General features: G+C 66.4%; 31 protein-coding genes. 18 read left to right on the forward strand and 13 right to left on the reverse strand.

The window, feature by feature from the left end; all coding sequences use genetic code 11:
* Position 1 precedes the first annotated feature (1 nt).
* The 4 genes from FEJ81_RS05320 to FEJ81_RS05335 are packed head-to-tail and all read right to left on the reverse strand — an operon-like array spanning position 2 to position 4,909.
* A complete protein-coding gene (locus FEJ81_RS05320) occupies positions 2-1,456 on the reverse strand; it encodes a sulfatase-like hydrolase/transferase (RefSeq protein WP_138244302.1) in 1,455 nt (484 codons plus the stop codon).
* Positions 1,453-2,547: a glycosyltransferase gene (locus FEJ81_RS05325; protein ID WP_138244303.1), complete on the reverse strand. Its 1,095-nt coding sequence runs from the start codon at positions 2,545-2,547 to the stop codon at positions 1,453-1,455. Before FEJ81_RS05325 ends, FEJ81_RS05320 begins: the two co-directional genes overlap by 4 nt.
* Positions 2,544-3,749: a glycosyltransferase gene (locus FEJ81_RS05330; protein WP_138244304.1), complete on the reverse strand. Its 1,206-nt coding sequence runs from the start codon at positions 3,747-3,749 to the stop codon at positions 2,544-2,546. The genes FEJ81_RS05325 and FEJ81_RS05330 overlap by 4 nt, the downstream gene beginning before the upstream one ends.
* Positions 3,746-4,909, reverse strand: a complete 1,164-nt coding sequence (locus FEJ81_RS05335; RefSeq protein WP_138244305.1) for a glycosyltransferase — start codon at positions 4,907-4,909, stop codon at positions 3,746-3,748. Before FEJ81_RS05335 ends, FEJ81_RS05330 begins: the two co-directional genes overlap by 4 nt.
* Before the next feature lie 299 nt (positions 4,910-5,208).
* Here FEJ81_RS05335 and FEJ81_RS05340 point away from each other — a divergent pair, with 299 nt between their 5' ends.
* The 5 genes from FEJ81_RS05340 to FEJ81_RS05360 all read left to right on the forward strand — a co-directional run bounded on the left by FEJ81_RS05340 (position 5,209) and on the right by FEJ81_RS05360 (position 11,023).
* Complete coding sequence (locus FEJ81_RS05340; protein WP_138244306.1) at positions 5,209-5,916, forward strand: DUF120 domain-containing protein; 708 nt, start codon at positions 5,209-5,211, stop codon at positions 5,914-5,916.
* Complete coding sequence (gene ribB, locus FEJ81_RS05345) at positions 5,913-6,623, forward strand: 3,4-dihydroxy-2-butanone-4-phosphate synthase (RefSeq protein ID WP_138244307.1); 711 nt, start codon at positions 5,913-5,915, stop codon at positions 6,621-6,623. Before FEJ81_RS05340 ends, ribB begins: the two co-directional genes overlap by 4 nt.
* Positions 6,624-6,812: 189 nt before the next feature.
* Positions 6,813-7,994: a YncE family protein gene (locus FEJ81_RS05350; protein WP_138244308.1), complete on the forward strand. Its 1,182-nt coding sequence runs from the start codon at positions 6,813-6,815 to the stop codon at positions 7,992-7,994.
* Positions 7,995-7,996: 2 nt separating this feature from the next.
* Positions 7,997-9,964 (forward strand): copper resistance CopC/CopD family protein, encoded by a 1,968-nt coding sequence (locus tag FEJ81_RS05355; RefSeq protein WP_138244309.1) that lies wholly within the window; start codon positions 7,997-7,999, stop codon positions 9,962-9,964.
* 123 nt (positions 9,965-10,087) lie between these two features.
* Positions 10,088-11,023, forward strand: a complete 936-nt coding sequence (locus tag FEJ81_RS05360; protein ID WP_138244310.1) for a branched-chain amino acid transaminase — start codon at positions 10,088-10,090, stop codon at positions 11,021-11,023.
* A 331-nt stretch (positions 11,024-11,354) separates the two neighbouring features.
* Here FEJ81_RS05360 and FEJ81_RS05365 read toward each other — a convergent pair whose 3' ends face one another.
* The gene (locus FEJ81_RS05365) at positions 11,355-12,044 is read right to left on the reverse strand and encodes a DUF502 domain-containing protein (RefSeq protein ID WP_138244311.1); all 690 of its coding nucleotides are present in this window, start codon (positions 12,042-12,044) and stop codon (positions 11,355-11,357) included.
* Between the two features lie 146 nt (positions 12,045-12,190).
* On the opposite strand from FEJ81_RS05365, the gene FEJ81_RS05370 reads away from it, so the two are divergent.
* Positions 12,191-13,567: an MFS transporter gene (locus FEJ81_RS05370; RefSeq protein WP_138244312.1), complete on the forward strand. Its 1,377-nt coding sequence runs from the start codon at positions 12,191-12,193 to the stop codon at positions 13,565-13,567.
* Between the two features lie 30 nt (positions 13,568-13,597).
* On the opposite strand, the gene FEJ81_RS05375 is transcribed toward FEJ81_RS05370, so the two are convergent.
* Complete coding sequence (locus FEJ81_RS05375) at positions 13,598-15,130, reverse strand: stage II sporulation protein M (RefSeq protein ID WP_138244313.1); 1,533 nt, start codon at positions 15,128-15,130, stop codon at positions 13,598-13,600.
* A 129-nt stretch (positions 15,131-15,259) separates the two neighbouring features.
* Here FEJ81_RS05375 and FEJ81_RS05380 point away from each other — a divergent pair, with 129 nt between their 5' ends.
* Positions 15,260-16,402, forward strand: a complete 1,143-nt coding sequence (locus FEJ81_RS05380) for an MBL fold metallo-hydrolase (protein ID WP_138244314.1) — start codon at positions 15,260-15,262, stop codon at positions 16,400-16,402.
* Positions 16,403-16,447: 45 nt separating this feature from the next.
* On the opposite strand, the gene FEJ81_RS23050 is transcribed toward FEJ81_RS05380, so the two are convergent.
* From FEJ81_RS23050 to FEJ81_RS05390, 3 genes are all read right to left on the reverse strand, one after another.
* Positions 16,448-16,618 carry a hypothetical protein gene (locus tag FEJ81_RS23050; RefSeq protein WP_006431146.1) on the reverse strand — a complete coding sequence of 57 codons (171 nt, stop codon included), beginning with the start codon at positions 16,616-16,618 and terminating at the stop codon, positions 16,448-16,450.
* Between the two features lie 39 nt (positions 16,619-16,657).
* Positions 16,658-16,852 carry a hypothetical protein gene (locus tag FEJ81_RS05385; RefSeq protein ID WP_138244315.1) on the reverse strand — a complete coding sequence of 65 codons (195 nt, stop codon included), beginning with the start codon at positions 16,850-16,852 and terminating at the stop codon, positions 16,658-16,660.
* A gap of 75 nt (positions 16,853-16,927) precedes the next feature.
* On the reverse strand, positions 16,928-17,251 hold the full coding sequence (locus FEJ81_RS05390) for a nuclear transport factor 2 family protein (protein ID WP_138244316.1): 324 nt from the start codon (positions 17,249-17,251) through the stop codon (positions 16,928-16,930).
* A gap of 161 nt (positions 17,252-17,412) precedes the next feature.
* Here FEJ81_RS05390 and FEJ81_RS05395 point away from each other — a divergent pair, with 161 nt between their 5' ends.
* From FEJ81_RS05395 to FEJ81_RS05405, 3 genes are all read left to right on the forward strand, one after another.
* Complete coding sequence (locus tag FEJ81_RS05395) at positions 17,413-17,694, forward strand: hypothetical protein (RefSeq protein WP_138244317.1); 282 nt, start codon at positions 17,413-17,415, stop codon at positions 17,692-17,694.
* Positions 17,695-17,778: 84 nt separating this feature from the next.
* Positions 17,779-18,282: a DUF367 family protein gene (locus FEJ81_RS05400; RefSeq protein ID WP_138244318.1), complete on the forward strand. Its 504-nt coding sequence runs from the start codon at positions 17,779-17,781 to the stop codon at positions 18,280-18,282.
* Positions 18,283-18,424: 142 nt separating this feature from the next.
* Positions 18,425-18,574 carry a 50S ribosomal protein L40e gene (locus FEJ81_RS05405; protein WP_006185565.1) on the forward strand — a complete coding sequence of 50 codons (150 nt, stop codon included), beginning with the start codon at positions 18,425-18,427 and terminating at the stop codon, positions 18,572-18,574.
* Between the two features lie 145 nt (positions 18,575-18,719).
* Here the strand turns inward: FEJ81_RS05405 and FEJ81_RS05410 are convergent, their stop codons facing one another.
* Positions 18,720-19,337 carry an MBL fold metallo-hydrolase gene (locus tag FEJ81_RS05410; protein WP_138244319.1) on the reverse strand — a complete coding sequence of 206 codons (618 nt, stop codon included), beginning with the start codon at positions 19,335-19,337 and terminating at the stop codon, positions 18,720-18,722.
* Positions 19,338-19,556: 219 nt separating this feature from the next.
* Between FEJ81_RS05410 and FEJ81_RS05415 the strand changes: the two genes are divergently transcribed.
* The 5 genes from FEJ81_RS05415 (at position 19,557) to hisH (ending at position 22,334) form a co-directional block, all read left to right on the forward strand.
* Positions 19,557-19,733 (forward strand): DUF5786 family protein, encoded by a 177-nt coding sequence (locus tag FEJ81_RS05415; protein WP_138244320.1) that lies wholly within the window; start codon positions 19,557-19,559, stop codon positions 19,731-19,733.
* Positions 19,734-19,736: 3 nt separating this feature from the next.
* The gene (locus FEJ81_RS05420; RefSeq protein ID WP_138244321.1) at positions 19,737-20,315 is read left to right on the forward strand and encodes an endonuclease dU; all 579 of its coding nucleotides are present in this window, start codon (positions 19,737-19,739) and stop codon (positions 20,313-20,315) included.
* A gap of 114 nt (positions 20,316-20,429) precedes the next feature.
* Positions 20,430-21,026: a uracil-DNA glycosylase gene (locus FEJ81_RS05425; RefSeq protein ID WP_138244322.1), complete on the forward strand. Its 597-nt coding sequence runs from the start codon at positions 20,430-20,432 to the stop codon at positions 21,024-21,026.
* A gap of 117 nt (positions 21,027-21,143) precedes the next feature.
* Positions 21,144-21,614 carry a hypothetical protein gene (locus FEJ81_RS05430; RefSeq protein ID WP_229504760.1) on the forward strand — a complete coding sequence of 157 codons (471 nt, stop codon included), beginning with the start codon at positions 21,144-21,146 and terminating at the stop codon, positions 21,612-21,614.
* 57 nt (positions 21,615-21,671) lie between these two features.
* A complete protein-coding gene (hisH, locus tag FEJ81_RS05435; RefSeq protein ID WP_138244323.1) occupies positions 21,672-22,334 on the forward strand; it encodes an imidazole glycerol phosphate synthase subunit HisH in 663 nt (220 codons plus the stop codon).
* Positions 22,335-22,513: 179 nt separating this feature from the next.
* On the opposite strand, the gene FEJ81_RS05440 is transcribed toward hisH, so the two are convergent.
* Positions 22,514-23,167: a hypothetical protein gene (locus FEJ81_RS05440; protein ID WP_175416359.1), complete on the reverse strand. Its 654-nt coding sequence runs from the start codon at positions 23,165-23,167 to the stop codon at positions 22,514-22,516.
* A 116-nt stretch (positions 23,168-23,283) separates the two neighbouring features.
* Complete coding sequence (locus FEJ81_RS05445; RefSeq protein WP_138244324.1) at positions 23,284-23,640, reverse strand: hypothetical protein; 357 nt, start codon at positions 23,638-23,640, stop codon at positions 23,284-23,286.
* Between the two features lie 220 nt (positions 23,641-23,860).
* Here FEJ81_RS05445 and FEJ81_RS24130 point away from each other — a divergent pair, with 220 nt between their 5' ends.
* Positions 23,861-23,986, forward strand: coding sequence for an ATP-binding protein (locus FEJ81_RS24130; RefSeq protein WP_267877931.1), 126 nt, complete (start codon positions 23,861-23,863; stop codon positions 23,984-23,986).
* A gap of 81 nt (positions 23,987-24,067) precedes the next feature.
* On the forward strand, positions 24,068-25,186 hold the full coding sequence (locus FEJ81_RS05450; RefSeq protein WP_138244325.1) for a tRNA (guanine(26)-N(2))-dimethyltransferase: 1,119 nt from the start codon (positions 24,068-24,070) through the stop codon (positions 25,184-25,186).
* Positions 25,187-25,199: 13 nt separating this feature from the next.
* Here the strand turns inward: FEJ81_RS05450 and FEJ81_RS05455 are convergent, their stop codons facing one another.
* Complete coding sequence (locus FEJ81_RS05455) at positions 25,200-25,400, reverse strand: hypothetical protein (protein ID WP_138244326.1); 201 nt, start codon at positions 25,398-25,400, stop codon at positions 25,200-25,202.
* Positions 25,401-25,627: 227 nt separating this feature from the next.
* On the opposite strand from FEJ81_RS05455, the gene FEJ81_RS05460 reads away from it, so the two are divergent.
* Entirely contained in the window at positions 25,628-26,941 is a 1,314-nt protein-coding gene (locus FEJ81_RS05460; protein ID WP_394349658.1) for a YihY/virulence factor BrkB family protein, read from the forward strand.
* Positions 26,942-26,996 lie beyond the last annotated feature (55 nt).

The raw sequence follows: 26,996 nt of genomic DNA on the forward strand, positions 1-26,996 counted from the left end.
CTCATAGGTATCCCAGGTCCTCCAGTCGCGCGCGACTCGCCGCGTCTACCTCCTCGCCGAACGCCCCCTCGTCGCGGTCGTCGTCGGTAACCCAGTCCCCGAAGGCGGACTCGAACAGTCCGTCCGGAACCGTCTCGTCGGGCCGGTCGACTTGTTTCGACGGGGGACCGGAGACATCGTACACGGCTTCGGTGCCGAGCTGGTCGCGGTAGTACTTCCGATCGCCCTCGTAGACGACTCGCTGGCCGCGGTCCCAGTAGGACTCGTCGCCGCCTTCGGGGATGCCCGAGCCGGAGCCGACGATCTCGGCGCGAGCGCGCTCGCGCTCGAACGCGAACGGATCGAAGGGGCCCTCGCTCGCGAGCGATCGGAGCACGTCCCCGAGATCGGCGTGAGAACTGAGCCCGTCCACGTCGACGGGGCGGGCAGTGGCGTCAGTCGCGAGATCGAAGTCCCGTTCGCCGGTCGCGATGACGTCGAAGGGGACGTGCAACAGCGCCTCCGAGAGGCTGCTCATGTGATTCATGAGGTGGCCGTCCGATTGGTAGCCGAGGTTCTCACCGTGGTCCGCCGTCACGATCACGATTGATTCGCGGTCGTCACCGGTCCCCAGTGCGGCCACGAGGTCGGCGACGATTCGATCGAGGTAGTCGACCGTCGCTGCGTACAGCCGGCGGACGCGTTCGACCGCCGCGGTGTACTCGCCGAGGCCGTCCGCGACGTTCACGTCCGAATCGCGGAACGAACTCGAGTGGAAGTCCGCGGAGACGCCGTGGATCGAGTCGTCCAACCCGCGAAACGGCGTGTGCGGCCCGTGGGCGTCCATGAGGTTAGCGAAGGCGAGCACCGGGCCGTCGGGCTCGGTGACTTCCCGCTCAAGGGCTCGAGCGATCGCGCGGCCGCCGAAGTCGGTCGGTTTCTCGATCGGGAGCTTCCGGCTCACGTCGTCCAGTTTGAGGAGGACGCCGTTGGCCAGCGAGCGCAGCGGGTGGTCGTGTTCGAGCGCTTGCCGGACGAAATCGGCGTAGGCTTCCACGCCGTCAGTCGATCGATCGGAGATGTGGCGCTGGACATCCATGCCCGCGGGCAGCCTGCGACTCGGCGAGATGGGGACCGTACGATCGAAGAATCGATCGAACCCGAAGACGGGGCTGGCGTAGATGTTCGACGAGACACAGACCGACTCGTAGCCCGACCGCGAGAGGGGCGCGATCCAGGTGTCCGCGGCGTCGATCGGGTCGAACCGACGCTGGTGTGCGTGGACGCCCGTTTCCGAGGGGACCGACCCCGTCAGGAGCCCGGCGTGGCTCGGAACGCTCCAGCCACCGAGCGCCCGCATTCCCTCGAAGCGGACGGTCGCCATCTCCCGGAGGCGAGTGGCGTACTGGTCGTAAACGTCTTTCCTAACGGTGTCCAGACAGAGGACGACGACGTTCGGGCGGGCGTCTCCGGTCATGTGAATCGCTCGAGTGCGGCGCTGAAGCGGTCTCGCTGGTTCGATTCGGTCAGGTCGGCGACGAGGTCCCGCTGGTCGCTCGCGACGGACCGCCGCTCCGCGGGCGACAGGTCAGCGAACGCCACCAGCCCGTCGAACAGGCCCGCCTCGGTCGGCGGAACGACCTGTCTGGCGGGTAGGAGCTCCCGGACGCCGGTCGCCTCGGTGACGATCGTCGGCGTCCCCGAGAGGATCCCCTCGAGCGCGGCCACGGGAAACGCATCGCCCCGCGACGACTGGACGTAGAGGCTCGCGCGGTCGAACCAGTCGGCGAAGGTATCGAGGTCGACGAAGCCGGGCGTGATGACGCGGGAACTGTCCGCGTACCCTTCGGCCTCGTGACCCTCCCCGAGGATGACCAATCGAACGTCGACCTCGACGGTCCCGGCAAACCGGTCGACGGCTCGAGCCAGTCGATCGTAGCCGTTGGCCGGTTTGGCCTCGCCCGCCGAGAGGACGGTAAAGGGGTCCTGCGGCGAGTTCGGCGAGAGCGCGGCGAGGCGCTCGTACTTCGCGTCGCTGATCGGCGGCCGGACGTAAGCGACCGGGGCGTCGCCGAGGTACGGCCGCGCCCAGCGGTCGGCGTCGCGGCCGACCGCGATCACGCCGTCGAGCAGCCGGCTCGAGAGCGGCCTGAGTCCGCGCCAGAGGTGTCGCGTCGGCCGTTCGGAGAGCGTATAAAAAGTCTCGTCCGCGGCGAGGTAGACGAGGGTCGTTTCCGGATGGCGAAGTTTGTAGGCGAGCCCGGTCTGGAGCGGCGCGCTCCCCTCCGCGATGACCGTCTCGTATGCGGGTAGCGTTCCTGCGGTTCGGAGCCGGTCGACGGTCCGCTCGGTGTTGCCGCCCGGTTCTGGCGGGCGACGACCGGTTTCGAAGTGACGGCGATCGGCGCTCACGGCGTCGGCGAACACCCGGTGAGCGGGGTGTGCGTCGCTGTTCTGATAGAGCAGACACCGATCGCTCGTCGCCGCTCGCTGTGTCTGCGACGGCTCGGTCACCGTCCGCTTCCTCGAGTCGCCGTCTCGATCGTGTTGGGTCGTCCTCGCCGTCACTGATCGAGCACCCCCTCGGCACGCTGTCGTCCGGATTCTCGATCGTCGTCCGGGCCGCGGCCCGATCGGTCTCCACCTCGCGGACCCACGTCGGCGGTCGCCGTCCGCTCGACGACCTCGCGTAGGCCCGCGGCGAAGCGATCGTACTCGTAGCGCCGGGCTTCCTCGCGGATCTCGCCGGCGTCGAAGTCGTCGGGATCGAATCGGCGGACCGTCTCCCGTATCGAGGCGACGGTCGGCTCGAAGCACAGCCCCGTCCGCCCGTCCTGCACCTGATACCGCGTGAACCCCTCGTTCACCCCGAGCAGGGGCTTGCCGGCCATCATGGCCTCGGCTCCGACGAGGCCGAAGTCCTCCTGCTTGGGCGCGTAGACGATCGCGGTAGCGCGCGCGACGAGCGATTCGATGTCCTCGACGTAGCCCCGGACCTCGATGTTGTCGTAGTTCGCGGCGAATTCCTCGAGTCGCTCGCGCTGTTCCCCGTCGCCGGCGATCACGAGGCGCTCGTCGAGCCCCGCGAAGGCCTTCGCGATCAGGTCGATCCGCTTCTCGGGGGCGAGCCGGGACCACGTCACGAAGTAGCCGTCGTCGCCGTCGTTGTGCCAATCGCCGGTCACGGGCGGGTAGACGACCGTCGCGTCGCGGTCGTAGAACCGCCGGATGCGGTCCCGGACCAGTTCGCTGTTCGCGACGAACTGGTCGACGTAGTCGTTGGCCTCCTTGTCCAGTGCCCGCCACGCCTTCGCGTACGCTTTGAGTCCGATCTCGACGAACGGTAACTCGAACGACGAGAGCCGGTCCCGATAGAGGTCGTACAGCCACCGCGGCGGGCTGTGCGGGTAGTGGACGATCCGCTGGCCCACGTCGGGGACGTAGTACTTCGACAGCGGCGCGCTCTCGAGGACCACGTCGTAGTCGGCGAGAGCCGGGTGGGCGTCGGTCATATCCAGCGCCACGTTCAGCGTCTCGAGCGGGTTCATCCCCTCGTTTTTCCACTCGAGGAACGGCCGCCACGGCAGCGAGGTGTACTTCGACTGCCGAAACGGGATCACCTCGATATCGTCGGGAATCTCGGTTCCGTCGGCGACGTAGGCGGTGTAAATCGGCGCGTCGAGCACTCGCGCGGCCTCGATCGCGAACTCCTCGCCGCCGCCGATGCCGGGAAAGCGGTCGTGGAGGACGGCGACGTTCGCGTCGGTCACTGTAACACCTCCCGGAGTTCGTCGTCGGTCGACCACGTGCCGTCGTGGGTCTCGTCGTCCCCGTCGGCTCGAGCGCGGAGCAGCGAGACGCTCGCGCGGAGCAGCGAGATCTGGGTATCGAACAGCGAGTAGAACGGCTGGAGCGGGCCGAGCGCGTCGCGGGAGCCGAGCGCCGTAAAGCCGAGCGCGGCGGCCGGGACGGCCGCACCGGCGGGGCCGAGCATCGCCAGCGACCCGACCGTGGCCACGGCGATCCCCGCGGCGACAAGCCACGGCGAGACCACCATGAACCACCAGTTGAAGGGGAGGACGACGCGGCCGTAGGCCCCGTGGCTGCCGAGCGCGTCGCGCTGTCGCCACAGGAGTCGGAGCAGCCCCATCGCGCGCCGGTCTTTCTGCTCGCGGCGCTTGCCGAAGGCCGAGTGGGCGGCCTCCTTGTAGTGAATGTCCGGATCGAAGACGACGCGGTCGCCGTTGCGCCGGATCTTCAGCGCGAGTTCGGTGTCGTCGGCGATCGAGTCCTCGTCGATCCGGACGATCGCGTCGCGTTCGAACGCCGAGAACGGCCCGTGGAAGATCAGCGTCGAGTCGATATGGGACTCGAGGACCTGGATCATCGTCTGGATGTCCCGGTAGCCTCGCTCGACATCGCTGTCGCCGAGGACGTCCGCGTTGCGGCCGGTCACCGCCGCCACATCTGGATCGGCGAGGTTCGCGGCCGCTTTCCGGACCGCGTCGGGTGCGAGCCGCGAATCGCAGTCCGTTTTGACGACGACTTCGTTCGTCGCGGCGGCGTAGGCCTCGTTCAGCGCGACCGCGAGTCCCTTCCGCTCGTCCTCGCGGATGAGCGTCAGCTCCGGGTCCGATCGCCCGGCGAAGAAGGTCTCGACGAGTTCCGCCGTTCCGTCGTCGCTCGAGTCGACGACGACGATTTCGACCTTTGCCATCGGATAGTCGAGGTCGACGAGTTCCTCGAGTTTCGATTCGACGATCGCCGCCTCGTTGTACGTGGGTAAGACGATGCTCACCGACGGCTCTCGGGGCCACGTGTCGGCGGGCGTGCCCGACGGCCGGCGGAGGTAGTACACCCCGAGGTAGATCAGATAGGGGAGGCCGGTCAATGCGACTAACCCGAACAGGGCCTCGAGGAGACGCTTCATGCAGGTACGGCTAAACGCTCAACGGACCGGCTGAAAGCCGGTCTCCTTGCATTGTGCAAGGGACGACGGCCGTGACTGTCATCGGTTTTAGGTGGTTCCGGGATCGCCCCACGGATCGATCGGCTCGGATCGCTGCCGGTCGACGCGGAGAGCGAAGGCAGAATCCGACCGGACCGGTGGCTTTTTCCACCCGCTCGCCAACCGTCGAGTACGCGATAAACTCTCGTGAACTGCATCACAGTTTCGTGACGCATTCCACATCCGATATGCTTTTACGGGGCTACGGTATAGCTTCGTGTATGTCAGTACTAGCCGAGTCCGCCGTCGGGCACGACGAACTCGCCGTGCTCAAACTCCTCGCACTCGAGGGCGGACTCGAGGGCGATGTCAAGATTTCCTGTTCTCGTCTCGCGGAACGCCTCGACGCGTCGAACCAGACCGCCTCGCGGCGGCTGCAACGGCTCGAAAGCGCCGACCTGCTCGAGCGCGACACGGTCAGCGACGGCCAGTGGGTCGCGATCACCGAGACGGGCGAGCAGACGCTCCACGCCGAGTACGAGGACTACCGTCGCATCTTCGAGACGGACTCCCGTATCGCGCTCGAGGGGACCGTCACCAGCGGCATGGGCGAGGGTCGCCACTACATCTCCCTGTCGGGGTACAAACGCCAGTTCGAAGAGCGCCTCGGCTACGAGCCGTTCCCCGGCACGCTGAACGTCGACCTGCGCGAGGACAGCGTCCGCCGGCGCAGCGCCATGGCCTCGCTCGAACCCGTCCCCATCGACGGCTGGGAGTCCGACGACCGGACCTACGGCCCCGCCGTCTGCTATCCGGCGACGATTCAGACGACCGACGGCGACACCTACGATAACGCCTACACCATCGCCCCCGAACGAACCCACCATGACGACGACCAACTCGAGGTCATCGCCCCCGACAAGCTCCGGGAGGAACTCGACCTCGAGGACGGCGATCACGTCACCGTCTCGGTCGGTGATCGCGAATGACTGGCCGCCACGCCGGTCCCCAGTCGAACGCCGACGGGAGCGCCGCGGGATCGGCGAACGCCGCGGGGTCGTTCGAACACGCCCTCGAGTCGCTTCGGGCGGGCGAACCGATCCTCGTCCACGACGCGGCCGACCGCGAGGGCGAGACGGACCTGATCTATCACGCTGACGCCGTCACGCCCGAGGCCGTCGCTCGACTGCGCAACGACGCCGGCGGACTGGTCTGCGTCGCGCTCGGCCACGACATCGCGGAGGCGTTCGAACTCCCGTTCTACTCGGAAGCCGTCGACCACCCCGCGACGGCCGACCACGAACTCGGCTACGACGACCGCTCGTCGTTCTCGCTGACGGTCAACCACCGGGACACCTACACCGGCATCACCGACGACGACCGCTCGACCACCATCCGGGCGCTCGGCGAAGCCGCCGCCGAGCCGGCGACGACCGATTTCGCGTCGGCGTTTCGGGTCCCCGGCCACGTCCACCTGCTCAAGGGCGCGCCCGACCTGCTCGCCCAGCGCGAGGGCCACACCGAACTCGGACTCGCCCTCGCCGACGCCGCCGAACTCTCCTCTGCCGTCGTCGTCTGCGAAATGCTCGACGACGAGACCGGCGCGGCGCTCTCGCCCGCCGACGCCCGCGCCTACGCCGAGCGCCACGACTTCGCCTACCTCGAGGGCAGCGAGGTCCTCGAGCGCCTCGGCTGAGACTCGCCGACAAATACCGACGGCTCGAGAGGCAGTTTATTCTCTCCGCGTTCTTCGATTGTCCATCGTTCTCGGACGGACTGATACTCATCCGAAACCCGTTTCCGCACGGCTATTTTCGACGATCGAACCATAATTTCGACCGATGAACCAGAATAGAAAATATGGTGGGGTGGCTGGCTATCGCACATGGTGCAATCCATCGATCGACGACGGCTCGTACAGGCGATCACCGGCGGTCTCGCGGTCGGGGTCGCAGGCTGTCTCGGCGGCGACGATGACGACGAGACGAACGAGGAGACCGACGACGCCAAGCCCGACGAGGGAAGCGCCGGCCTCGCCTACGCGTTCGGTCCGGACGCGATCTCGCTCGTCGATCCTAGCGCGGGGGAGGTCGTCGACGAGATCACGGACGGCGTCGACGGCTACGAGTACGGCGACGCGGTCGTGACCGCGGACGGAAGCCAGCTATTCGCCATCGAAGAAACGCTCAGTCAGGTACTCGCCATCGACCTCGAGGCACGCGAGATCGCCGCCGAGATCGGGATGGGTCCCGGCGGCACCCACATGTACCACCCGACCGACGACGAGATGTGGGCCCACTCGGATACCGAGGGGACCTTCTACGTCATCGACACCGACTCCCACGAGGTTATCGAGACCGTCGAGGCCGGCCTCGACGGCGAGGGCCACGGGAAACTGCTCTCCCACCCGGAACTCGGCGACACGGGGTACGCGACCAACGTCAACGATCCGGCCCTCCACGTCGTCGATCTCGAGGCGTACGAACGAACCGACACGATCGAACTCGGCGAGGACGGCGGGACTCACTACAAGGCGTACAGTCCGGCCAACGGGTTCGCGTACGTCGAGTACGGCGACGTCACCGCCGTCGTCGACACCGAAACCGACGCGGTCGTCGACGAACTCGACGTCGCCGGCGGCATGTATCTCACGCCCGATGAGGAACGGATGGCCATCGTCGATCACGGCGCGATCCACGCGTTCGACGTGACCGGCGACGAAACGACGGCGATCGGCTCCGTCACGATCGAGGGCGGTCCCGACGACCTCGAGTACTACCGAGCAGACGACACACTCTACGGTTTTACGGCCAACACGATGGACGACGACTCGGTCGTGGTCGACATGGACGCCCTCGAGGCGGTCGACCGAATCGAGGTCGGCGACATCGAGCGCCCGGCGGGGGCCCAGCACCTCCACCGGTCGGCCGTCTCCGGTGACGGGTACTTCATTACGCCCGCGGACGCGGAGGGCACCGTCGCGGTGATCGACATGGCCGACCGGGAACCGGTCGCGCAGGTCGAGGTCGGGGACGGCGTCGGCACCGTCGCCTACGTTCCCGAGTGAGCATGGCGACGACTGGCTCGGTCGAGCGGACACGCTCACACCACGCCCGCGCTCGCCGCGTGCGGCTTCTCGTCGGCCTCGTTGTCGTCGCGCTCGCCCTCTCGAGTCTCGCCGCGCCGGTCGCGGCCCACGCGTACCTGAGCAACTCCGATCCGTCGAACGGCGACCGGGTCGGGTCCGTTCCCGACGAGGTGACGCTGACGTTCGGCGGCGACGGGGTCCAGACCGCCGACGTGACGGTGATCGGCCCCGACGGCGAAGACGTTAGCGGCGACGCCGCGGTCGACGCCGACGACTCGCGGATCGTTCGGGTCCCGATCGCGGACGCGGCCGGTGGCGACGGGGCCGACGGCCTGTACACCGTTCGGTGGGCAATCCTCGCCGACGACGGCCACGAAACCGACGGCTCGTTCGTCTTCAGCGTCGGCGACGGCCCGCTCGATCGCGACGCCGTTCTCGCGGCCGCCGAGGGCGACGGCGACGGGGGAGAAGGGTCGATTCCACTCGTCGAAACCGCCGCGAAAGGGCTGCTACTGGTCGCGCTCATCGCGCTCGTCGGCGGGCCGGTGACGGCCGCGGTCGCGGTCTACCCGGTCGTCAGCCGGTTCGGCTCACCGGCCCGGACCGTCGATCGACGTCTCACACGGCTGTTCGCGGCCGCGGGCGGACTGTTACTCGTCTCCGTGCTCGGACTCGGACTCAGCCGGGCCGCATCGGTCGGTCCGCCGTCGCTCGAGACGCTCGTCGAATTCGCCGGCCTGCCGCTCGGGACCGCGTGGGTCGTCCAACTCGTACTCGCAGCGATCCTCGTCGTCGTCCTCGCCCTCGCCGTAGCGGGGTCGTTGCCCCGCCGCGTCTGGCTCCCCGGAACGGTCGCCGGCGCGGTCTCCGTCGGCGCAACCGTCGGCTGGACGAGCCACTCCGCGGCGGCGATCGATCGGCTGCAGGGGACCGCCGTCGACTTCGCCCACGTCGGTGCCGCGGGGCTGTGGGTCGGCGGCCTCGTCGTCCTCGCCGTCGCCGTCCCGCCGGCGCTCCGCGAGGCGGCCCCTGACGATCGGGCGGCGCTCGCCGCCGGAACGATCCGTCGCTACTCCCTGCTCGCGCTCGGCGGCGTAGCGCTGGCGGCGGCGACCGGCCTCCTCCTCGCAGCGTGGCACGTGCCGACCCTCGAGTCGATCGGCGCGAGTCGCTACGGCGTCACCCTCTCCGCGAAATCCCTGTTGGTCCTGCTGGCGCTCGGACTAGGCGGGTTCACCCGATTCGTCCTCCTCCAACGGCTCGAGTCTGCCGCGGACGGCGACCGAGCGGACGCGAGCGGGACGATCGCCGCGTTCACCCGCGCCGTCCGACTCGAGGTCGCCGTCCTCGTCCTCGTCGTGTTGCTCTCGGGGGTGCTCACCTCCGTCCCGACCGCGGCCGTCGGCGGCGCGGACGACGGTCTCGAGCGAGCTACGATCGAACGCCAGGGCGATGTCGATCTCGAGCTAACGGCGATTCCCGCTACGCACGGTGGCGAAGCCGACGACCGACTCCTCGTGCGGGCGGGCGAGCCGGTCGTCTTTGAAGTCGCGTTCCGCGACGGCGACGAGCCGCTGGAATCGGAACGGCCCGTCCGCCTGCTCGCCGACGGTCCCGACGAGGAACGGTTCGAGGTCGACCTCAAGGCGACTGACGACCGAACCTACGCGACCGTCCGGGCGTTGCCGGCGAGCGGTGACTGGCGGCTGCGAATCACCGGCGGGCCGGACGGTCGCTACGTCGACGAGTGGATCGACGTGCACGCGCTGGCGGACGCTACCGAGCGAGGACACAACGGCAACGGAGAGTCGCGCGAGTACGACCGCGGCACAAGCGATGCCGGAACCGACTCGTCGTTCACCGCTGGCCTCCGGATCGCTGCAGTCGCGGTCGGCGTCGTCGGTACCGCAGCCGTCACGATCGAAGCGGTTCGGACTCGCAGACGCTGACTGACGACTGCGTGTCTGGTCGGCGTAACACGTCGGATTCGACGGCGCAGTGCCGGCGAATTCGGCGACAGCCGAACCCGAAACCGCGAACACTTAGTAGAGTGGCTTGCAACAGTCCTGATCATGGGATTCGACGAGATGGACGTCGACACGATTTGGATGGACGGCGAGTTCGTCGACTGGGACGACGCGGAGATTCACGTGTTGACCCACGGACTCCACTACGGATCGGGCGTCTTCGAGGGCGCACGCTGTTATGACACCGACAACGGGCCGGCGCTGTTCCGCTGGGAGGAACACTTAGATCGACTCTTCCAGTCTGCGAAGCCGTACGAGATGGACATCGAGTTCACGACCGAGGAACTCACTGCGGCGACCAAAGAGCTCATTCAGCGCCAAGAGCTGCCCTCCTGTTACATCCGCCCGATCGCCTACTACGGCTACAACTCGCTGGGCGTCAGTCCCAAGGACTGTCCCACCCGCACTGCCATCGCCGTCTGGCCGTGGGGTGCCTACCTCGGCGAGGACGCACTGGAGAACGGCATCGACGTGATGATCTCCTCGTGGCGGAAACACGCCTCGAGCCAGATCCCCACGAACGCGAAGACCTCAGGGCTCTACGTCAACAGCATGCTCGCAGGCGAGGAGGCCCGCCGGAACGGCTACGCGGAAGCGATCGTCCTCAATAAGGAGGGCAACGTCGCCGAAGGCCCCGGCGAGAACATCTTCCTCGTGCGCGACGGCGAACTCTTCACGCCCGGCCTCTCGGAGTCTATTCTCGACGGCATCACCCGCGATTCCGTGATCCAGATCGCGGAGGATCTCGGCTACACCGTCCACGACAACGTCTCCATCTCGCGGGGCGAACTCAACACGGCCGACGAGCTGTTCTTTACCGGCTCCGCGGCCGAAGTCACGCCCATCCGCAAAGTCGACAACGTCGTCATCGGGAACGGCTCTCGAGGCCCCATCACGGAAGAGATCCAGCAGAAATTCTTCGAGATCGTCGAGGAGGCCCCCGACGAATACGACGACTGGTTCGAGTACGTCGATATCTAACCTCACGGTCCCGCAGGGACCGCAGCAACAGGAATTCGATTTTCACACTCGCTCTCTGAACGGCTACGCAGGCGACATTGCGGTACTTTTCCGCTCGAATCAAACCGTTTGGCCGGGAGCGTGCCTCGAGTACCACGAGAGGCGCGCGACTCGGGGGAGGGCAGGCCGTCACCCGGTACCGACCGCGAGCGAACCCGAAGGGTGAGCGAGCGGGCCGACGACTGACCCAGAAGCCGCGCTCTGCGCGGCTGGCGGGGAAGGAGGAGTGCTTTTCATCGAAGTTTTGCCGAGGGCGCGGCGAAGCCGCGCCCGCAGCGCAAAAGTTCGTTCTTTAGTCGTCGTCCGACCCTGTCGTCTTCGCCTCGTCGATCACGTCGATCGAGACGCCGGCGTCCATGCCGCGGCGGTTGGCGTCGCCGAAGCCGGCGCTGAGGACTCGAGTGAGCGCGTCTTCGACGTCTTCGTCGAGTTCCGTGATTCGGTCGGATTCGACTTCGATGACGTAGCCGGTAGTGATGTTCGGCGACGTGGGTAAGAAGAGCACCTCGCGGCCGTCGCTGGTTACTTTGCCCGTTTTGAACGCCGTCATCCGCAGCCCCTGCCACGTCTCGAGTTTGACGGGTTTCTGGAGCGATTCCTGTTCGCCGAAGGCGGTCTCGGCGGCCATTTTCGAGGCGTTGTAGACGACGCGGATGACGGGAACGCGGTTCGCGATGTTGTCGACGAGGCGTTCGACGAGCCCGCCGACGGTCGTCCGCATGAGGTAGCCGACCGAGAACGTGAGAATGATGAAGACGGTCAGGGCGACGATCACCCGCAGAAACTGGGCAACTTGCTCGCGCGTCTGGACCGCCTGATCGCTCTGGCCGCCGATAAACGCCGTCAGCGCTTCCTGTTTGAGAATGAGACCGGGCGTGAGGCCGGCGACGAGTCCGTAGAGCCAGTAGATCGCGTAGAGCGTGATGAGGATCGGGACCAGAACGATGAGCCCACTCGCGAAATCCCGCTTCCACGAAGCCATGTCCTGCAACTCACACTACTGGCTAATGAGCGCTTCCCTTTGTCGTATCCAAGTCCGGGCCGCCCGCGGCGACTCGAGGTGCGGCGGTCCGGATTCGGCGATCCGCCGGACCAAATTTCAAGTCGATTCGATGAGCACAGAGGGGTATGAGCCTCGAGCAGGACCGACCGGGTGAGTCGGCCGATCCGCTGGACCCGTTCCGGCAGTTCTTCGCGCTCGAGCGCGACGTGCTCGTCCTCTCGGCGGCGATGTTCGCGTTCAGTCTGGGCTTTCAGATGACCAATCGGTACATGGCCGAGTACATGTCGGCGCTGGGCGCGTCGGCGTTTGTCATCGGCCTGTTCGGCTCGTTCGGGAATATCATCAGCGCCGTCTACCCCTATCCCGGCGGGGCGATCTCGGACCGAATCGGGTCGCGGTACGCGCTGACCGCCTTTGGCCTCTGCTCGACGGTCGGCTTCGGGATCTGGCTGGCCGCCCCCGCGTTCGCGGACGTCTCGATCGGGTCGACGTCGCTGGCGGTCGTCCTGCTCTTCGTCGGCTTGCTTCTCGCACAGGCCTGGAAGTCGTTCGGCCTCGGGGCGACCTTCGCCATCGTCAAGCAGGCGGTGCCGCCCTCGCAGCTGGCGGCCGGCTTCGCGAGCACCGAGACGTTCCGCCGGACCGCCTTCCTCGTCGGCCCGCTGGTCGCCGCCGCGCTCTTCTATCCGTTCGGCTCGAGCGACGGCGAGATCCGTACTGCCTTCCAGCTAATCCTGCTCATCGCCGTCGTCTTCGGCGTTCTCGGCACGCTCGTCCAGCACGTCCTCTACAGGCCGGACGAGGACGATGTCGGCAAAGCGTTCGAGGGCGTCTCGCAGGTAGTCGCCGATCTGCGAGCGATGCCCGCGGAACTTCGCCCGCTGCTCGTGGCCGACACGCTCGTTCGCTTCGCCAACGGGATGGTCTACGTCTTCTTCGTCATCGTCGTCACCCGGGTTCTCGAGGTCGGCCTCTCCCTGTCCGTTCCGGCGGTCGGGACCGTCGATCTCTCGCCGCAGTCGTACTTCGGCGTGTTGCTGGGGATCGAGATGCTCGTCGCCCTGCTGACGATGATCCCGGTCGCCAAGGCCGCCGAGCGGATCGGGCTCAAACCGGTCGTCGCGCTCGGCTTCGCGGTCTACGCGATCTTCCCGGTCCTCCTGATCAACGCGCCGGACGACGCGGTCGTCCTCGCGGCCCTCTTTGCCTTCTCCGGGCTCCGGTTCGCGGGGTTGCCCGCCCACAAGGCGCTGATCGTCGGTCCCGCCGAGCGGGGTGCCGGCGGTCGCGTGACCGGTGCGTACTACCTCCTGCGGAACCTGGTCGTCATCCCGAGCGCCGCGCTCGGTGGCCTCCTTTGGGACGGCGTTTCGAACCCGCTGACCGGGACCGAGGTGTTCGCCGGCGATCCGATCGTCGCGTTCACTCTCGCGACCGCGATCGGACTGCTCGGGACGGCCTACTTCCTGCTGTTCGGCAGGGAGTTCGAGGCGTACGAGTAGCCGCCGAGTGCGGACGCCGCGTCGGCGCAACTACGAGAGGAACAGCCGGTAGTAGTACGGACTGACGAACCCCTCGATCAGGGCCGCGATCGCCAGCAGGATCCCGATCCCGACGAGCACCCAGAACGCCCGCTCGAGCGCGTCCGCGAGGTCCGTCCGTGCCGCGCGACCGCGCCACGTCCGCCACGCGGTGACGCCGACGGAAATCCCGAGCGCGCCGGCGATGAGGATCGCCGGGATTTCGATGATGCCGTGGGGGACGACGAAGGCCGCGAGTTCGGCCGGATCGACCTCGAGGCGGGCGGTAATCCCCAGCGCGATGCCGTTGAACAGCACGGAGACGATCGCCGGGATCACGAACGCGACGCCGCCGTAGGCCGTCGTGAGCGCGACCAGCCAGTTGTTGCCGAACAGCTCGAGCGCCATCGTCGGGGGGAACATCCCCTCGAGTCGGGTCGCGATCGACGCGTCGAAGGTACCGGCGAAGGGGCCCGCGGCCGCCCAGCCCATCCAGAAGCCGAGGAGCCCGAGGGCGAGGACGAGCACGTGGGTCCCCGGGGTGGATCGGACGTAGGATACCAGTTCGGTCCAGCCGCGCCGGAGTCCGGCCCGGAACTGAGCACGCAGGGAGCGGGTCGGCGGCTCCGGTGGCGTTAATCGATCCCGGTAGCCGCAGTAGATGGCCGTCTTCAGCAGATCCAGCGCCGGGAAGAGAACTAGGGCGGAAACCAGCGAGCCGAGCGTGACGACGTCGACGAGCGAGAGCAGCCCGGTGACCATCGACAGGGCGATCATCGCGAGGATCGCCATGGCGTAGTAAAAGACGGCTTCGACCGGCTGTGCGCGGACGAAGCCGGCGGCGCTCCGCAGGGAGCCGAAGACGCCCGCATCGTCCACGACGATCGCGACCGGTGCGAACGCGAACAGCGCCCGGATGAGGACGAGGAGAACGACGGTGAAAAGCCCAGCCAACAGGACGACCGGAGCGATGAGTAGCATCGACCCGGTTCCCAGCGAGATCGCGCCGGCGAGCAGCGCCGCCCCGATACCGACGGTGACGAGGACGACGGACCAACACAGGAACTCGAGGATGAAGAGGCCGAGAAATCGCAGCCAGTAGCGTCGCGCCCCGTCGAACGCGGCGAGGAGCCCGCGGTTGTTGCGCAGCCGGCTGTAACAGGCCGAGAGCTGTCCCGCGGCGACGGCGGCCGAAAGCAGTGCGAACAGCAACACGCTCACACCGATCGTGACCGCGGCGAGGATACCGAGCGGCAGCGTCCAGAGCTGGTCGAAGACGGGCTCGAGGCCGTTGGCCCACGATTCGAACGCCTCGGGATCGGCGTTCGGATCGGTCGGGGGCGACTCGAGGTCGGCCAGCGCCGTCCGGATCGTGTCCAGACGACCGGTCGCCGCCAGAAAGAGGTAGGCGACGGCGATCCCGACGAACGGAACGACGCGAACGATCGCGGTGATCGCGGCGCCGAGAGCGTACACGGGCAGGAGATCGCCGGGGCGGCGACGGAGGACGGCGACGACGGCAGCGATGAAATCGGAGAGAGCCATACCGACCGTTGGACCGGCTATTAGTTAAATGAACCCTCTTTGTACGCGTAATATCTGCCAGGAAAGTTCGGTCGGTCACCTCCGGCCGCCGACTCGAGACTTACGTCGATCGGCGGCGTAGGTTCGTGTATGGTCACCACGATCGACGCTGACCGGCTCGCGGAACTGCAAGACGACGATGCGGACTTCGTCCTCGTCGATACCCGCCCCGCGGACAGTTACGAGTCGTGGCACATCTCCGGGGCGGTCCACTTCTCCTTCGGCCCCGAGGAGGAACTCGACGGCCGCCTCGAGGACCTCCGGGAGACCGTCGGCGACGCCGACCGCGTGATCACCGTCTGTGCGAAGGGCATCTCCTCGGGCAACCTCGCGACGCGCCTCGAGTCGGCGACCGACGAGTACGATGTCGGGACCGTCGACGGCGGGATGAAGGGTTGGAGCGGTGTCTACGACCACGTCGAGATCGATATCGGGGACGGGCTGACGATCGTCCAGATCCAGCGCCGCGCGAAGGGGTGTCTGGGCTACGTCGTCGGCTGTGACACCACGGGCGAGGCCGTCGTCGTCGATCCGACCGCGGACACCGACGCGTACGCGGTCGCGGCCGAGGAAGCCGGCCTCACCGTCACGGGCGTCGTCGACACGCACGTCCACGCCGACCACGTCTCCGGCGGTCGCCAGTTGGCCGACGACCTCGCGGTGCCCTACTACCTCAGCGAGCGCGCGAGCGAACGCGATGTCGAGTACGAGTACACGCCCCTCGAGCGCAACGAGGTGCTCGCGGTCGGCGAACGCGAACTCAAGGCGCTGTTCGCGCCGGGTCACACGAGCGAGATGATCACCCTCTTGGTGGACGACCGAGCGCTGTTGACCGCCGATACGCTCCATATCGATTCAACGGGGCGGACGGAACTCGAATTTAGCGACGACGAAGGCCAGCAGGGAGCCAAACTCCTCTACGAGACGCTTCACCGGACGATTCTGGCCGAGCCCGAGGGCGTCGCGGTGTTGCCCGGTCACGTCACGGTTACCGCCGACGGCGAGTTCGAGCACGGCGCACCCGGCGAGCCGATCCGGACAACGATCCGCGAGGCCCGGACGGGAATCGACCTCCTCGGACTCGAGGAAGACGAGTTCGTCGACCGCATGGCCGACGCCGGCGAGAAGCCGTCGAACTATGAGGAGATCATCGAGTACAACCGCGGCGACACCACCCTCCCGCCGGAGGAGCGCGTCGAACTCGAGCTCGGGCCGAACAACTGTTCGGCGTAAGCCGACCGGGTGCCGACTGGCCCGCTGGCCGACCGTCGCGTCAGCCTACCGCTTCGCGCCGGCGACGCCGCTTCCGATCGCCGCGCCGCAGTCGTTGCACGCGACGAGATAGAACCGCTTCGACGCCGCGAAGAAGCCGGTCGTGGCGTCCATTTCGACGAACTCGACGTCGGTCTTCTCCGAGAGGGTCGCGTCGCATTCGGGGCAGTGGACCATACGCGCAGTTATGATAGCAGTGCTATATTTCTTGTCCTCTCACACGGCTCCGCCCCCGCCACCGCCGGCTTTCGCGCCGGCGACGCCGCTGCCGATCGTCGCGCCGCAGGCGGCACAGGACGCCGTATAGAAGCGTTTGGACGCCGCGATGATCCCCATCTCCGCGTCGGTTTCTGTGAAGTCGATGTCGGACGCCTCGGCGAGGGTCGTTCCGCAGTCAGGGCAGTGGACCATAGCGATCGAATGGGAAGCCTGCCTGAAATTTGTTACCCACGTTCCACATCGGCGACTCGACCACCGCGAAATCGATCACCGCGAGTACGTCTCGAGGCGGCGGATCTCCCCGTTCGACAGGTCGAAGAAGTCGGCGAACTCGAAGAGCGTCGCTCCGTCGTCGACCACGCGGCCGCGAACCGCGACCCGGTCGGCCTCGGCGATCACCGACTCGAGTTCGTGACTGGTGTCCGGATTCGGTCGCTTCTCGCGCATGAATTCGATGAACTCGTCGCGGTCCTCGAACGTCCGGTCGGGCCGGTGCTGGACGAACTCGGGCGAGAGAACCGCCTCGAGTGCGTCGTAATCGTGCTCGTCGAGCGCGTCGTAGTATTGCCGGACGAGAGCGGCCGAATCCATACCCGACGTTTCGGTGCGATCGACAAAAGTGTGCGACTCTCCTGCCCGGTTCGTTCCGGTTACTCGAGCAGGGATCGCAATCATTTGGACGATTTACAGCGATAATCCCATATGCGAAGGGCTGAAATGAATGGCCGAAACGGTACCGACCGAGATAGCAAATGATCGATGGAATTGGAAGCGAGATCTACTGGGAACAGGTCGCAATGAGCGTCTTCGTGTCAGCCGTACTCGTCCGTGATCTGCTCGAGAATCGAGACTCAGAGGAACAGGTTCGATCGAGTATCGTCTCCCTCGTCGGCTGCGTGTTGCTCGCCGCGAACGGAGTGATTCGGCCGCCCGGACTCGTCTTGCTGGGTCCTGCCACGATCTGCTTCATCACTGGCCTCGCATTGCACCTGTCGACACGAGGGTGGCGTTCCGATGGCAGTACGGCCCACTGAGGCCCGGAAACGACGAACGGACGGCGGACCTGTGAGTCGCCCCGTTCCACATCGCTTTTCTCTCGGCTTCCCCTCCCTCCTCCTGTGGAGTGTCACGTCTACTACGAGGGCGACGACGACCCCGAGAAGTGTACCGCGCGTCGCCTCGAGAAGTTCGAGAAGGCGATCCTCCATCGGTCGATGGGGCGGGTGCCCTACGGGGTCGTGCTCAACCCCCATGCCGAGCAGGCGCTCTCGCCGGCCGATCTCGAGGAGGGGCTGGGGACGTTGGTCGCGCTGGACTGCTCGTGGGAGTCCGCCGAGGAAGCGTCATTTCAGATGCGCGGGGTCCACCGCGCGCTCCCGTTTCTCGTCGCCGCGAACCCGATCAACTACGGTCGCCCGTTCCGGCTGACCACCGTCGAGGCGCTCGCCGCCGCGGCCTGTATCTTCGACGACCGGGAACTGGCCGAGGACCTGCTCGAGCCGTTCCGCTGGGGCGAGACCTTCCTGACGCTCAACGAAGAACCGCTCCGGCGGTACAGCGAGTGTACGGACTCGAGCGAGATCGTCGCGGTCCAAGAAGACTATCTGGCCGACGAGGAGTAACCGCGAGCCAGCGGCGGCGACGGTCCGTCGCCGACACCGACCGCTGGTCCTGTTGACGCCCGCTCGACAGTTGGGTTCGGCCGCGACCGAGTCGCGCCCGTCGGATCACAGCGATTAAATGCCCCACGAGCGAAAGCCGGGTATGGCCAGTTTCGACGCCGCTGAGAAACGGATGCTCGAGAAGATGATCTGCATGCGCTGTAACGCTCGCAACTCCAAGCGAGCCACCCGCTGTCGCAAGTGCGGGTACAAGAAGCTTCGCCCCAAGGCGAAGGAAGCCCGCGCCGCATAATCGCCCGCGACGGATCGCTCGGTTCGATCCGGTTTTTGGCGCTTCTGGTTCTGTAGTGACCACGTTGCTAGTTCCGACTCTCGCTGGCGACGCCGTCGTCTCGAGAGACGGTCGCAGCGCTAGTGATGGCCCAGACGACAAGTCCTCACTCGTCAGGATATTTCGGCTCCCGCTTCTCCGCCCGCTCGAGCGCCGTTTCCACGACATCGAGTACGTCGCCGTGGAAGACCCCACCGTGGCCCGCGTACATGTGTTCGACCCCCTCGGGCATGCGCTCGAGCAAGTCCTCGATGCTCTCGATGAGTCGCTCGCGGGACTGGCCGGCCATGTCGGTGCGCCCGAAACTGCCGTAGTCGAAGGCCCCGTCGTCGTGGACGACGACATCGCCGGAGAACAGCGACGACTCGGAGACGAACGAGACATGGTCGTCGGCGTGGCCCGGCGTGTAGACGACGTCGAACTCCTCGTCGCCGATCCGGACCGTGTCGCCGTCGTCGATCGCCTGCGTCCGGGCTGGATGCTCGGCGTAGGCGTACACCTCGGGGTCGAAGGCGTCGCAGACGGCCTCGAGCTGGGCGACGTGATCGCCGTGTTGGTGGGTCATCACGACGGCCTCGAGGTCGTCGGCGTAGTCGCGGATTTCGTCGACGACGCCGTCCCACGCGCCGGCGTCGACCAGCGTCGTCGTTCCGTCCTCGCCGACGGCGAGGAATGCGTTGCAGGTGAACGTCTCCGCGTCCTCGGTGACGTGATGGACTTCCATACCGGAACAGTCGACGGCCGGTGGCAAAAACGGTGCCATCACGGAACCCGACGCCGCTCGCGCTCGCCGTCTTCGCCCATCGCACATCTGGCGGATATTTTATATCGGATCTCCGGATCGTCCGTAGAACGTCTTTCCCGAACGTGTTTGTTGCTTGGAAAACTCTCATAACTCAGTGACCACGGAATTTTTCAATCGGTATCTCGTAGACCATACTGTATGGGATTTGGGAGCTACGATGAATCTGAGCAACAGGAGGTCGACGCTGATTTTGACGACGAGGACGCAGTCAAGTCGGGAGAGAACAGCCACGAGGGAACCATCGAGTTCGAAAATGGCGCGTCCAGCGACGAACTGCTCGATCGGCTCAAGGAGATCAAAGACGAGAGCGACTGACGGATGAAGCCCGGGGTGCGGGCGCTGGGCATCGCCGAATCGTACCGCGGCGATCACGACCGTAACCGGGCCGAGAGCACGCTCGCCGGTGCCGTCGTCCGGGCCGACCGTGTCTGTGACGGCCTCGAGTACGCTGCCTGTCGCGTCGGCGGCACCGACGGGACCGACGCCGTTATCGGGCTGCTCGACGACCTCGGCCGTCCGGACATCCGGTACGTCCTGCTCGGCGCTGTCGCCCCCGCGTGGTACAACCTTCTCGACCTCTCGCGAATTCACGAGGCGGTCGACCGGCCGGTGATCGCCGTCACCTTCGAGGCCAGCGACGGCCTCGAGGCCAGCCTCCGAGAGGCGTTTTCCGGACCCGAACTCGAGGCCCGCCTCGCGACCTACCGAGCGCTGCCGGAGCGACGCGACCTGTCGGTCAACGACGAGACCGTCTACGTGAGATCGGTCGGGCTCGAGGCCGACGAGGCAGCGGCCGTCGTCCGGGCATTCACTCCCGAGGGCGGCCGTCCGGAGCCGATTCGGGTCGCCGGACAGGCGGCTCGAGCGGCGGATTCGTACGTGCGATCGCTCGAGTGACGGAATGAGGCGGGCAGGGGTCGGTCCGTCGAGCCGGTACACCGGTCGCAGTCCGTCTCGGACCCGACGGCACCGTCCCGAAAGACGTAGGAGGCGACCCGCTGACTCCCACGTATGGGAGCGATGGAGGACCTCTGTGTCACGGAGTGTACGCGCTGTCCGGCGCTCGTCGATTCGCGGAGCCGGATCGTCAACGGCGGCGGCCCCGAGGACGCCGACCTCCTGTTCGTCGGCGAGGGCCCCGGAGCCAACGAGGACGAGCAGGGCGAACCGTTCGTCGGCCGCAGCGGCACCGTCTTAGATGACGGCCTCCGCAACGTCGGCCTCGGGCGCGGCGACATTCGCATTACCAACTGCGTGCGCTGTCGTCCCCCCGAAAACCGCGACCCGAAAAAGGACGAACTCGCGAACTGTCGGGGCTACCTCGAGCAAGAAATCGCCTCGCTCGATCCGGAGGTGATCGTCACGCTGGGGAAGGTGCCGAGCGAACACCTGCTCGAGCGGTCGGTCGCGGTCACCAAGGAGGCGGGCGACCTCGCGGAGGTTCGGATCGACGGCACGCCGCGGCGACTGCTGATCTGTGTCCACCCGGCGGCGACGCTGTACGATCGCAGTCAGGAGGAGACGTTCGAGAACGCCCTGCAGCGGGCGGCCGATCTCGCGGGCGTCGCGGACAGCGAGGGCGGACAGTCCCGCCTCGACGGGTTTTGAGCTGCCGGAGCCGACGCGGTAACTCTCAGTCGTCGGCGGAGCGATTTCGGTGACGATTCAGACGACCGATCACAGTTCATCGAATATATTATTACATGTTGTCAGAAATCAACGCATATGTCTCAGTCCTCCGCTTCCGAATCCGCCGAACCCGCCGATCCCGCGTGGCGATTCGGCGTCTACCTGTTTCCGCTCGCGCCGCTCGCGATGCTCGGCTCGTACGCTGGCCTCTGGCTCTTCACGCGGTCCGTCGACGCGGAGTCGCTCGGCGTCGGACTGGCCGCGTTCGCCGTGACCGTCCTCGCCGGCTGGTTGTCGGTCATCTTCGCTGCGATCGTTGCGGGGTCGTTGCTCATGGACGCGCTCGCACTCCGGGACCACCCGTCTTGGAATCCGAACCCGTGGATCGCGGGCGGCCTCGGTCTCGTTCACCTCGCCGGAGCCGAACTGGTGATTCCGTACCTGCTCTCGGTTCCCGGTATCGGCTACTACCTCTACCGGCGACGGCAACTGATCGGTCGCGACGGCGGTGACGACAGTGGCGGCAGTGGTGGGCCAACCGAGTCGACGGAGGGCCGCGCCGCGTGAGTCACGACGGGTTGCACGAAGGGTAATTCACTTTACCACGCCCCACCGAGTACGCGTATGAGCACTGTTTCGTCTCCGCAGGAGGAAACCCTCGCGTCCATCGTCATCGTCGACTACGGGCTGGGGAACCTCCGCAGCGTCACGCGCGGCTTGGAGCGGGCGGGTGCCGACATCGAAATCACGGACGACCCCGCGGCGTTCGCCGCGGCCGACGGCGTCGTCCTGCCGGGCGTCGGCGCGTTCCGCGAGGGCGTCGAAAACGCCGACCCGCTCCGCGAGGACCTCCTCGAGGTGGCCGAGAGCGGGACCCCCCTCTTCGGCATCTGTCTCGGAATGCAGATGCTGCTCACGACGAGCGAGGAGGGCGACAACGACGGCGAGTCGGCCGTTCAGGGACTCGACCTGATCCCCGGCACCAACGTCCGATTCGCGGAGGGCCAGAAGGTCCCCCACATGGGCTGGAACGAACTCCACGTCCAGCGCGAGCACCCGCTGGTGGAGGGCATCGACGGGAACTACGCCTACTTCGTCCACTCCTACTACGCGGTTCCCGACGACCGGAACGCGACGGTCGCGACGACGGATTATGAACTCGAGTTCCCCTCGATCGTCGCGAACGAGGCGGGCAACGTCTTCGGCACGCAGTTCCACCCCGAGAAGAGCGGCGAGACGGGACTACAGATCCTGCGGAATTTCGTGGAAATCTGCGCCGCGGAGTAGTCGAGCGTCGCAGACTGCGAACGGCTGCCGGAACGTGCTGCTTTTTCCCGATTATGCGGAGTGGAAGCCATTGGATCGCCCGAACGAAAAAGCGGAGTGCTGACGGGCTGGGAATTCTGCAAAAGTCGTCGAGGTGCAACCGACTCGCGCAGAGCAATAGACGGAGTGCTCTTCGGCCGTCACTCCATCGAGAGCGACCACGTCCCGGCGGCTTCGACCGTCACGAAACCGACGCCGTCGATATCGAACGTCGTCTCACCCTCGAACTGATCGAGTTCGTTGAACGCGAGTTCCGAAAAGAGACCGCCTTGGGGAAGGATTTCGACGATGAAGTTACCTTGCCCCTCGTGGCTTCCGTGAGCTCGGCCGAGTCCGTCGAACAGAAACGGGCCGTCCCATGTCGACCCTTCACCCTCGAGTTCGACCGGTAACGAATCGGCTTCGTCCGCAGTCGGCCGCGGTTGTCGGATCTCGATTTCCCACTCCCCGTCAGCGTCGATATCCAGTAGATACGTCCCCTGTTCCGCGAGCACGCCCGACGCGCCGTCGTACTCCCCGATCGCGTTAATCAGCAATTCCTCGTACCCGTTATCCGTCGGAATCAGTTCGACGATGAAGTTCGCCTCGCCGTCGTGGACGGCCTCGGCGATGGTCACACCACCCTCGAGTTCGAACTCGTCGGTGACGGTCGCACCCGTCCCGTCGATCGTGAGCGGATCTGGGTCGTCGTCCGATTGGACGTTGGCCGTTCCCGTGGTTGCGGCTGTTCCGGACGAGCCAACGATCGGAGCGGTCAATCCGAGACTCGCGGTGAGATAGCGTCGTCTCTTCATACGGTAACAACCCACATTCAACGTCTTCAAATGCTACTCATATCGTTAGTGATAGTCGTACGTGTTGGGGTGTAAGACCGCTCACTGACTGATTTCCGCAGCCGGCCGCAGAGACGTTATATGAGGTCACGGACTTCCGAGTACCACATATCGTGGTAGTCGACGTGGCCGACCCGGCGCGCGATCGCGACCGCTAAGGAGTGCCAGCAGCGCTCTGTCGGGTCGTCGGCGTCGAGGTTGTACTCGCTGTCCTTGCAGGTACAGCCGCCGTCCTCGACGATGTACTCGTCGTCGTAGCCGACGACGATCGTGAAGTCGCGGTAGGATTTCACGCGGTTTTCGCCGACCGCTTCGATGGCGCGAACCCCGCGGTCGCCGTGGATCTCCGAGATCTCGCCGACGATCTCCGGCGTCAGCTCGCCGGCTTCCTCGAGAGCAGCCTGCCATCGCTCGACGGGGTTGGCCTTCGGCACGTCCGTGACTGTGCACCGAACTGTAAAATCGGTTTGGTTGTGTCGCCGCAGGGGCGGGACGACCGACGCGCCCTGTGTGCAATCGCCCGCCGATTCGAGAGCGACGCCGGGCTCGGTCAACCGGTTGACTCCCGCTCGAGCCGGCGACGTAACAGGAAAGCCGAAAGTCTGGGGAACCATTCCGTAGCGTGATAGCCTCCGCGCGCTAACGGCCGAGGCGTTGCGTCTGCTTCAACGGAACCGAATCGTCGAACGCCACGGCGGGGACAGCCGGGTCGAGTCCGAGTCGGGCGACGACTCGACGGTCTCGGGTACCCTGTCCGCGCTCGACGACGGCCTCGAGTGAGCCCACACGGTCTCACAGCGCGGTCCGCCGACTGCCGTCCGAGACCACACCGTTTTTCGCCCGGTACCGACGAGACGTGGTATGCGCGTCACCGAGGGCGGGGTCGAACTCGAGGTCCCCGGCGAGCAGACGGAGGGCATCGAGGAGGCGGTCTTCTACAACCCGCGACAGGAGTTGAACCGGGATCTGACGATCGCGACGCTGCGGGCCTACCGCGAGCGCGAGGACCGCGCCACCTCCTATCTGGACGCGATGACCGCGAGCGGCGTCCGCGGCGTTCGGGCCGCCGCGGACGGCTGGGACGTGACCTGCTGTGACGTCGACGAGGAAGCCGTCGACCTCGCGCGAGAGAACCTCGAGCGGAACGACTGCGAGGAGGCGACCGTCGAACACCGCGATGTCAACGCCCTCATGCACGACTCGACGTTCGACGTGATCGATCTCGATCCCTACGGGACGCCGATGCCCTTCGCCGACGCCGCGTTCGCGAACTGCCGCGATCTGCTCTGCGTGACCGCGACCGACACCGCGCCGCTGTGTGGCGCACACTTCAACAGCGGCGTCCGTTCGTACTCCGCGGTGCCCCGAAACACGGACTACCACGCCGAAATGGGCGTTCGGATCCTCATCTCGGCGCTCGCACGCAGCGGCGCGCGCTTCGATGTCGGCGTCGAGCCGATCCTGACCCACGCGACCAGCCACTACGTCCGCACCTACCTCGAACTGACCCACAAGCCCACCGCGGCCGACGCCGCGATCGACGAGTTAGGCCACTGCTATCACTGCGAAGACTGCCTCTACCGCGAGGTCGACCCCGGGCTGATCGCCGATCCGGTCGAGACGTGTCCCCACTGCGGCGGGAATCGGATGCTCGCTGCCGGCCCGATTTGGCTCGGACCGGTCCAAGATTCGGAGTTCATCGCCGCGGTTCGGGACGAGATTCCCTATACGTTCGATACCGCACCGGAGGCGCGGGAACTCTGTGACACGCTCGCGGCGGAACTCGACGAGCCGACCCACTACGACCAGCACAAACTCTGTCGGAACTGGGGGCTGCCCGCGAACGCGATGGACGACTTCTTGGCCGATCTGCGCGAGGCGGGGTATGCGGCCTCTCGAGCCCACTACGGCGGGACGACGTTCAAGACGGACGCGAGCGTGGGCGAGATCCGTGCGGCGACCGAGGACAGTCTCGGCTAGTCGACGAGAGCGGTCACTCGAGGTCGGCGTACAGTCGCACGAGCCCACACTCCGGGCAGCAGACGCCCTGCAGTTTCGTCGTATTTTTCAGCCCGATCTTTCCCAGGAGTCCGTCGCGTTTCCCCGTCGCGATGGACAGGCTCATTCCCTCGGTGTCGCGAACGGGGACCGATTTCATCGTCACACCGCAGTCCGGACAGCGTCGTTGCTCCATACGATAGTATCAGTTCTCCAATTGAAAATACTTGGCTCGAACCGCAGCGTCCGGCGACGGGTCGAGCGGCGGCTCTCCGGCCCGTATCGGCCCCGTACATCGACTCGACGGTCGAAGGGAACGACTACGGCGTTTCAGTCGCGATCGGGCCAGAGGCGTCGTGACGAGCGCCACAGTGTAAGAGTCCGTTGTGCATCTGTGCGACGAGACTACATATAGTGGCCCGCGTGGAAGGGGCGCGCGTGATCGACCGCAAACGGGGACTGGAGGTAACGGGAGAAGCGGTCCGGCTCGCGCGGACCGAACAGTTGACGCTGCTCGCGGCGGGCGTCGCGTTCTACGGGTTCATCTCGCTCGTCCCGCTCATGTTACTGGCGCTGGGGATCGCCGCGTCGATCGGCGGCGAGGCGCTCGCGGCGCGGCTCACCGTCGCGGCCAGCGACGTGCTCACGCCGGCGGCCCAGGAGTTGCTCGCCGAGACGATCGTCGACGACACCGGCCGACAGGGGGCGACGGTCGTCGGCAGCCTCGGGCTGCTGTGGGGCTCGAGTCGGGTCCTCCGCGGACTCGATCGGGCCTTCTCGCAGGTGTATGGCACCGCAGGGGACAAATCGCTGCTCGACACCGTCTGGGACGCGATGATCGTCTCGCTCGGCATCTCGGCAGGCCTCGTCATAGTCGGGACCCTCGAACTGGGGATCCGGTTCGTTCCCGGAGTCGGCCTGTCGATCATCGGGCAGCTGTTCGTCATCCTCGGACTCATCGCGACGTTCCTGCCGCTGTACGTCATCTTTCCGGACGCGAACGTCGGCTTCCGGGAGGCCGCGCCGGGGACGCTCGTCGCCGCCATCGGCTGGTTCGCGCTGAGTCGGAGCTTCTCGCTGTACACCAGTCTCGCTACCGGGTACGCGATCTACGGCGCGCTCGGGGCCGTGTTCCTCGTCCTCGTCTGGCTGTACATCGGCTCGATCATCCTCGTCTTCGGCGCGGTCCTCAACGCGGTCCTCGCCAACCGTGAAGTGGATCGGCAGCTACAAAGTCCCGGACACCGACAGATTTCGACAGAAGCGATGACCGACGACGCTACGGGTGCCGACGAGGGAGCCGCGGAGGACCGCGCGAGCGACCGTGCGACCGCGAGGAGCGCCAGCGCCCGAACGCGCGATCGTTCGGGCGACCCCGAGGTGCTCCGCGAGGAGATCGAGCGGCTGCGCGACCGCGTGGATTCCTTCGAAGACGACGTCGAGAACAGGACCGTTCGAAAGGAATCCCTCGAAGGGGAGTTGAAACGCTACGTTCGACGCCGCGTGCGGCGCGGCCACGCCCACGACTGGGGACCGTACCTCGTCTTGCTGTACGGGACGGCGATGTCGATCGCCGCGTTCTACTTCCTCGAGGGAATTTACGCTATCCTCGCGATGATCGTCGTCTGGACCTCGACGCTCGGCGTCTACGTCCTGATGGTCCTGTTCGGCTTCGGCATCTCCCTGCTCGGGATTCCCGGCCGCGTTCGGAACCTGATCGGCGATCGACGCTCCTGATCGCGCACGTAGTCCTCGTCCTCCTTTCGGCTCCCGTCTCACGCGCGGTTCTTCG

Origin of the sequence: Natrinema versiforme (assembly GCF_005576615.1) — an archaeon.
Taxonomy (GTDB): domain Archaea; phylum Halobacteriota; class Halobacteria; order Halobacteriales; family Natrialbaceae; genus Natrinema; species Natrinema versiforme_A.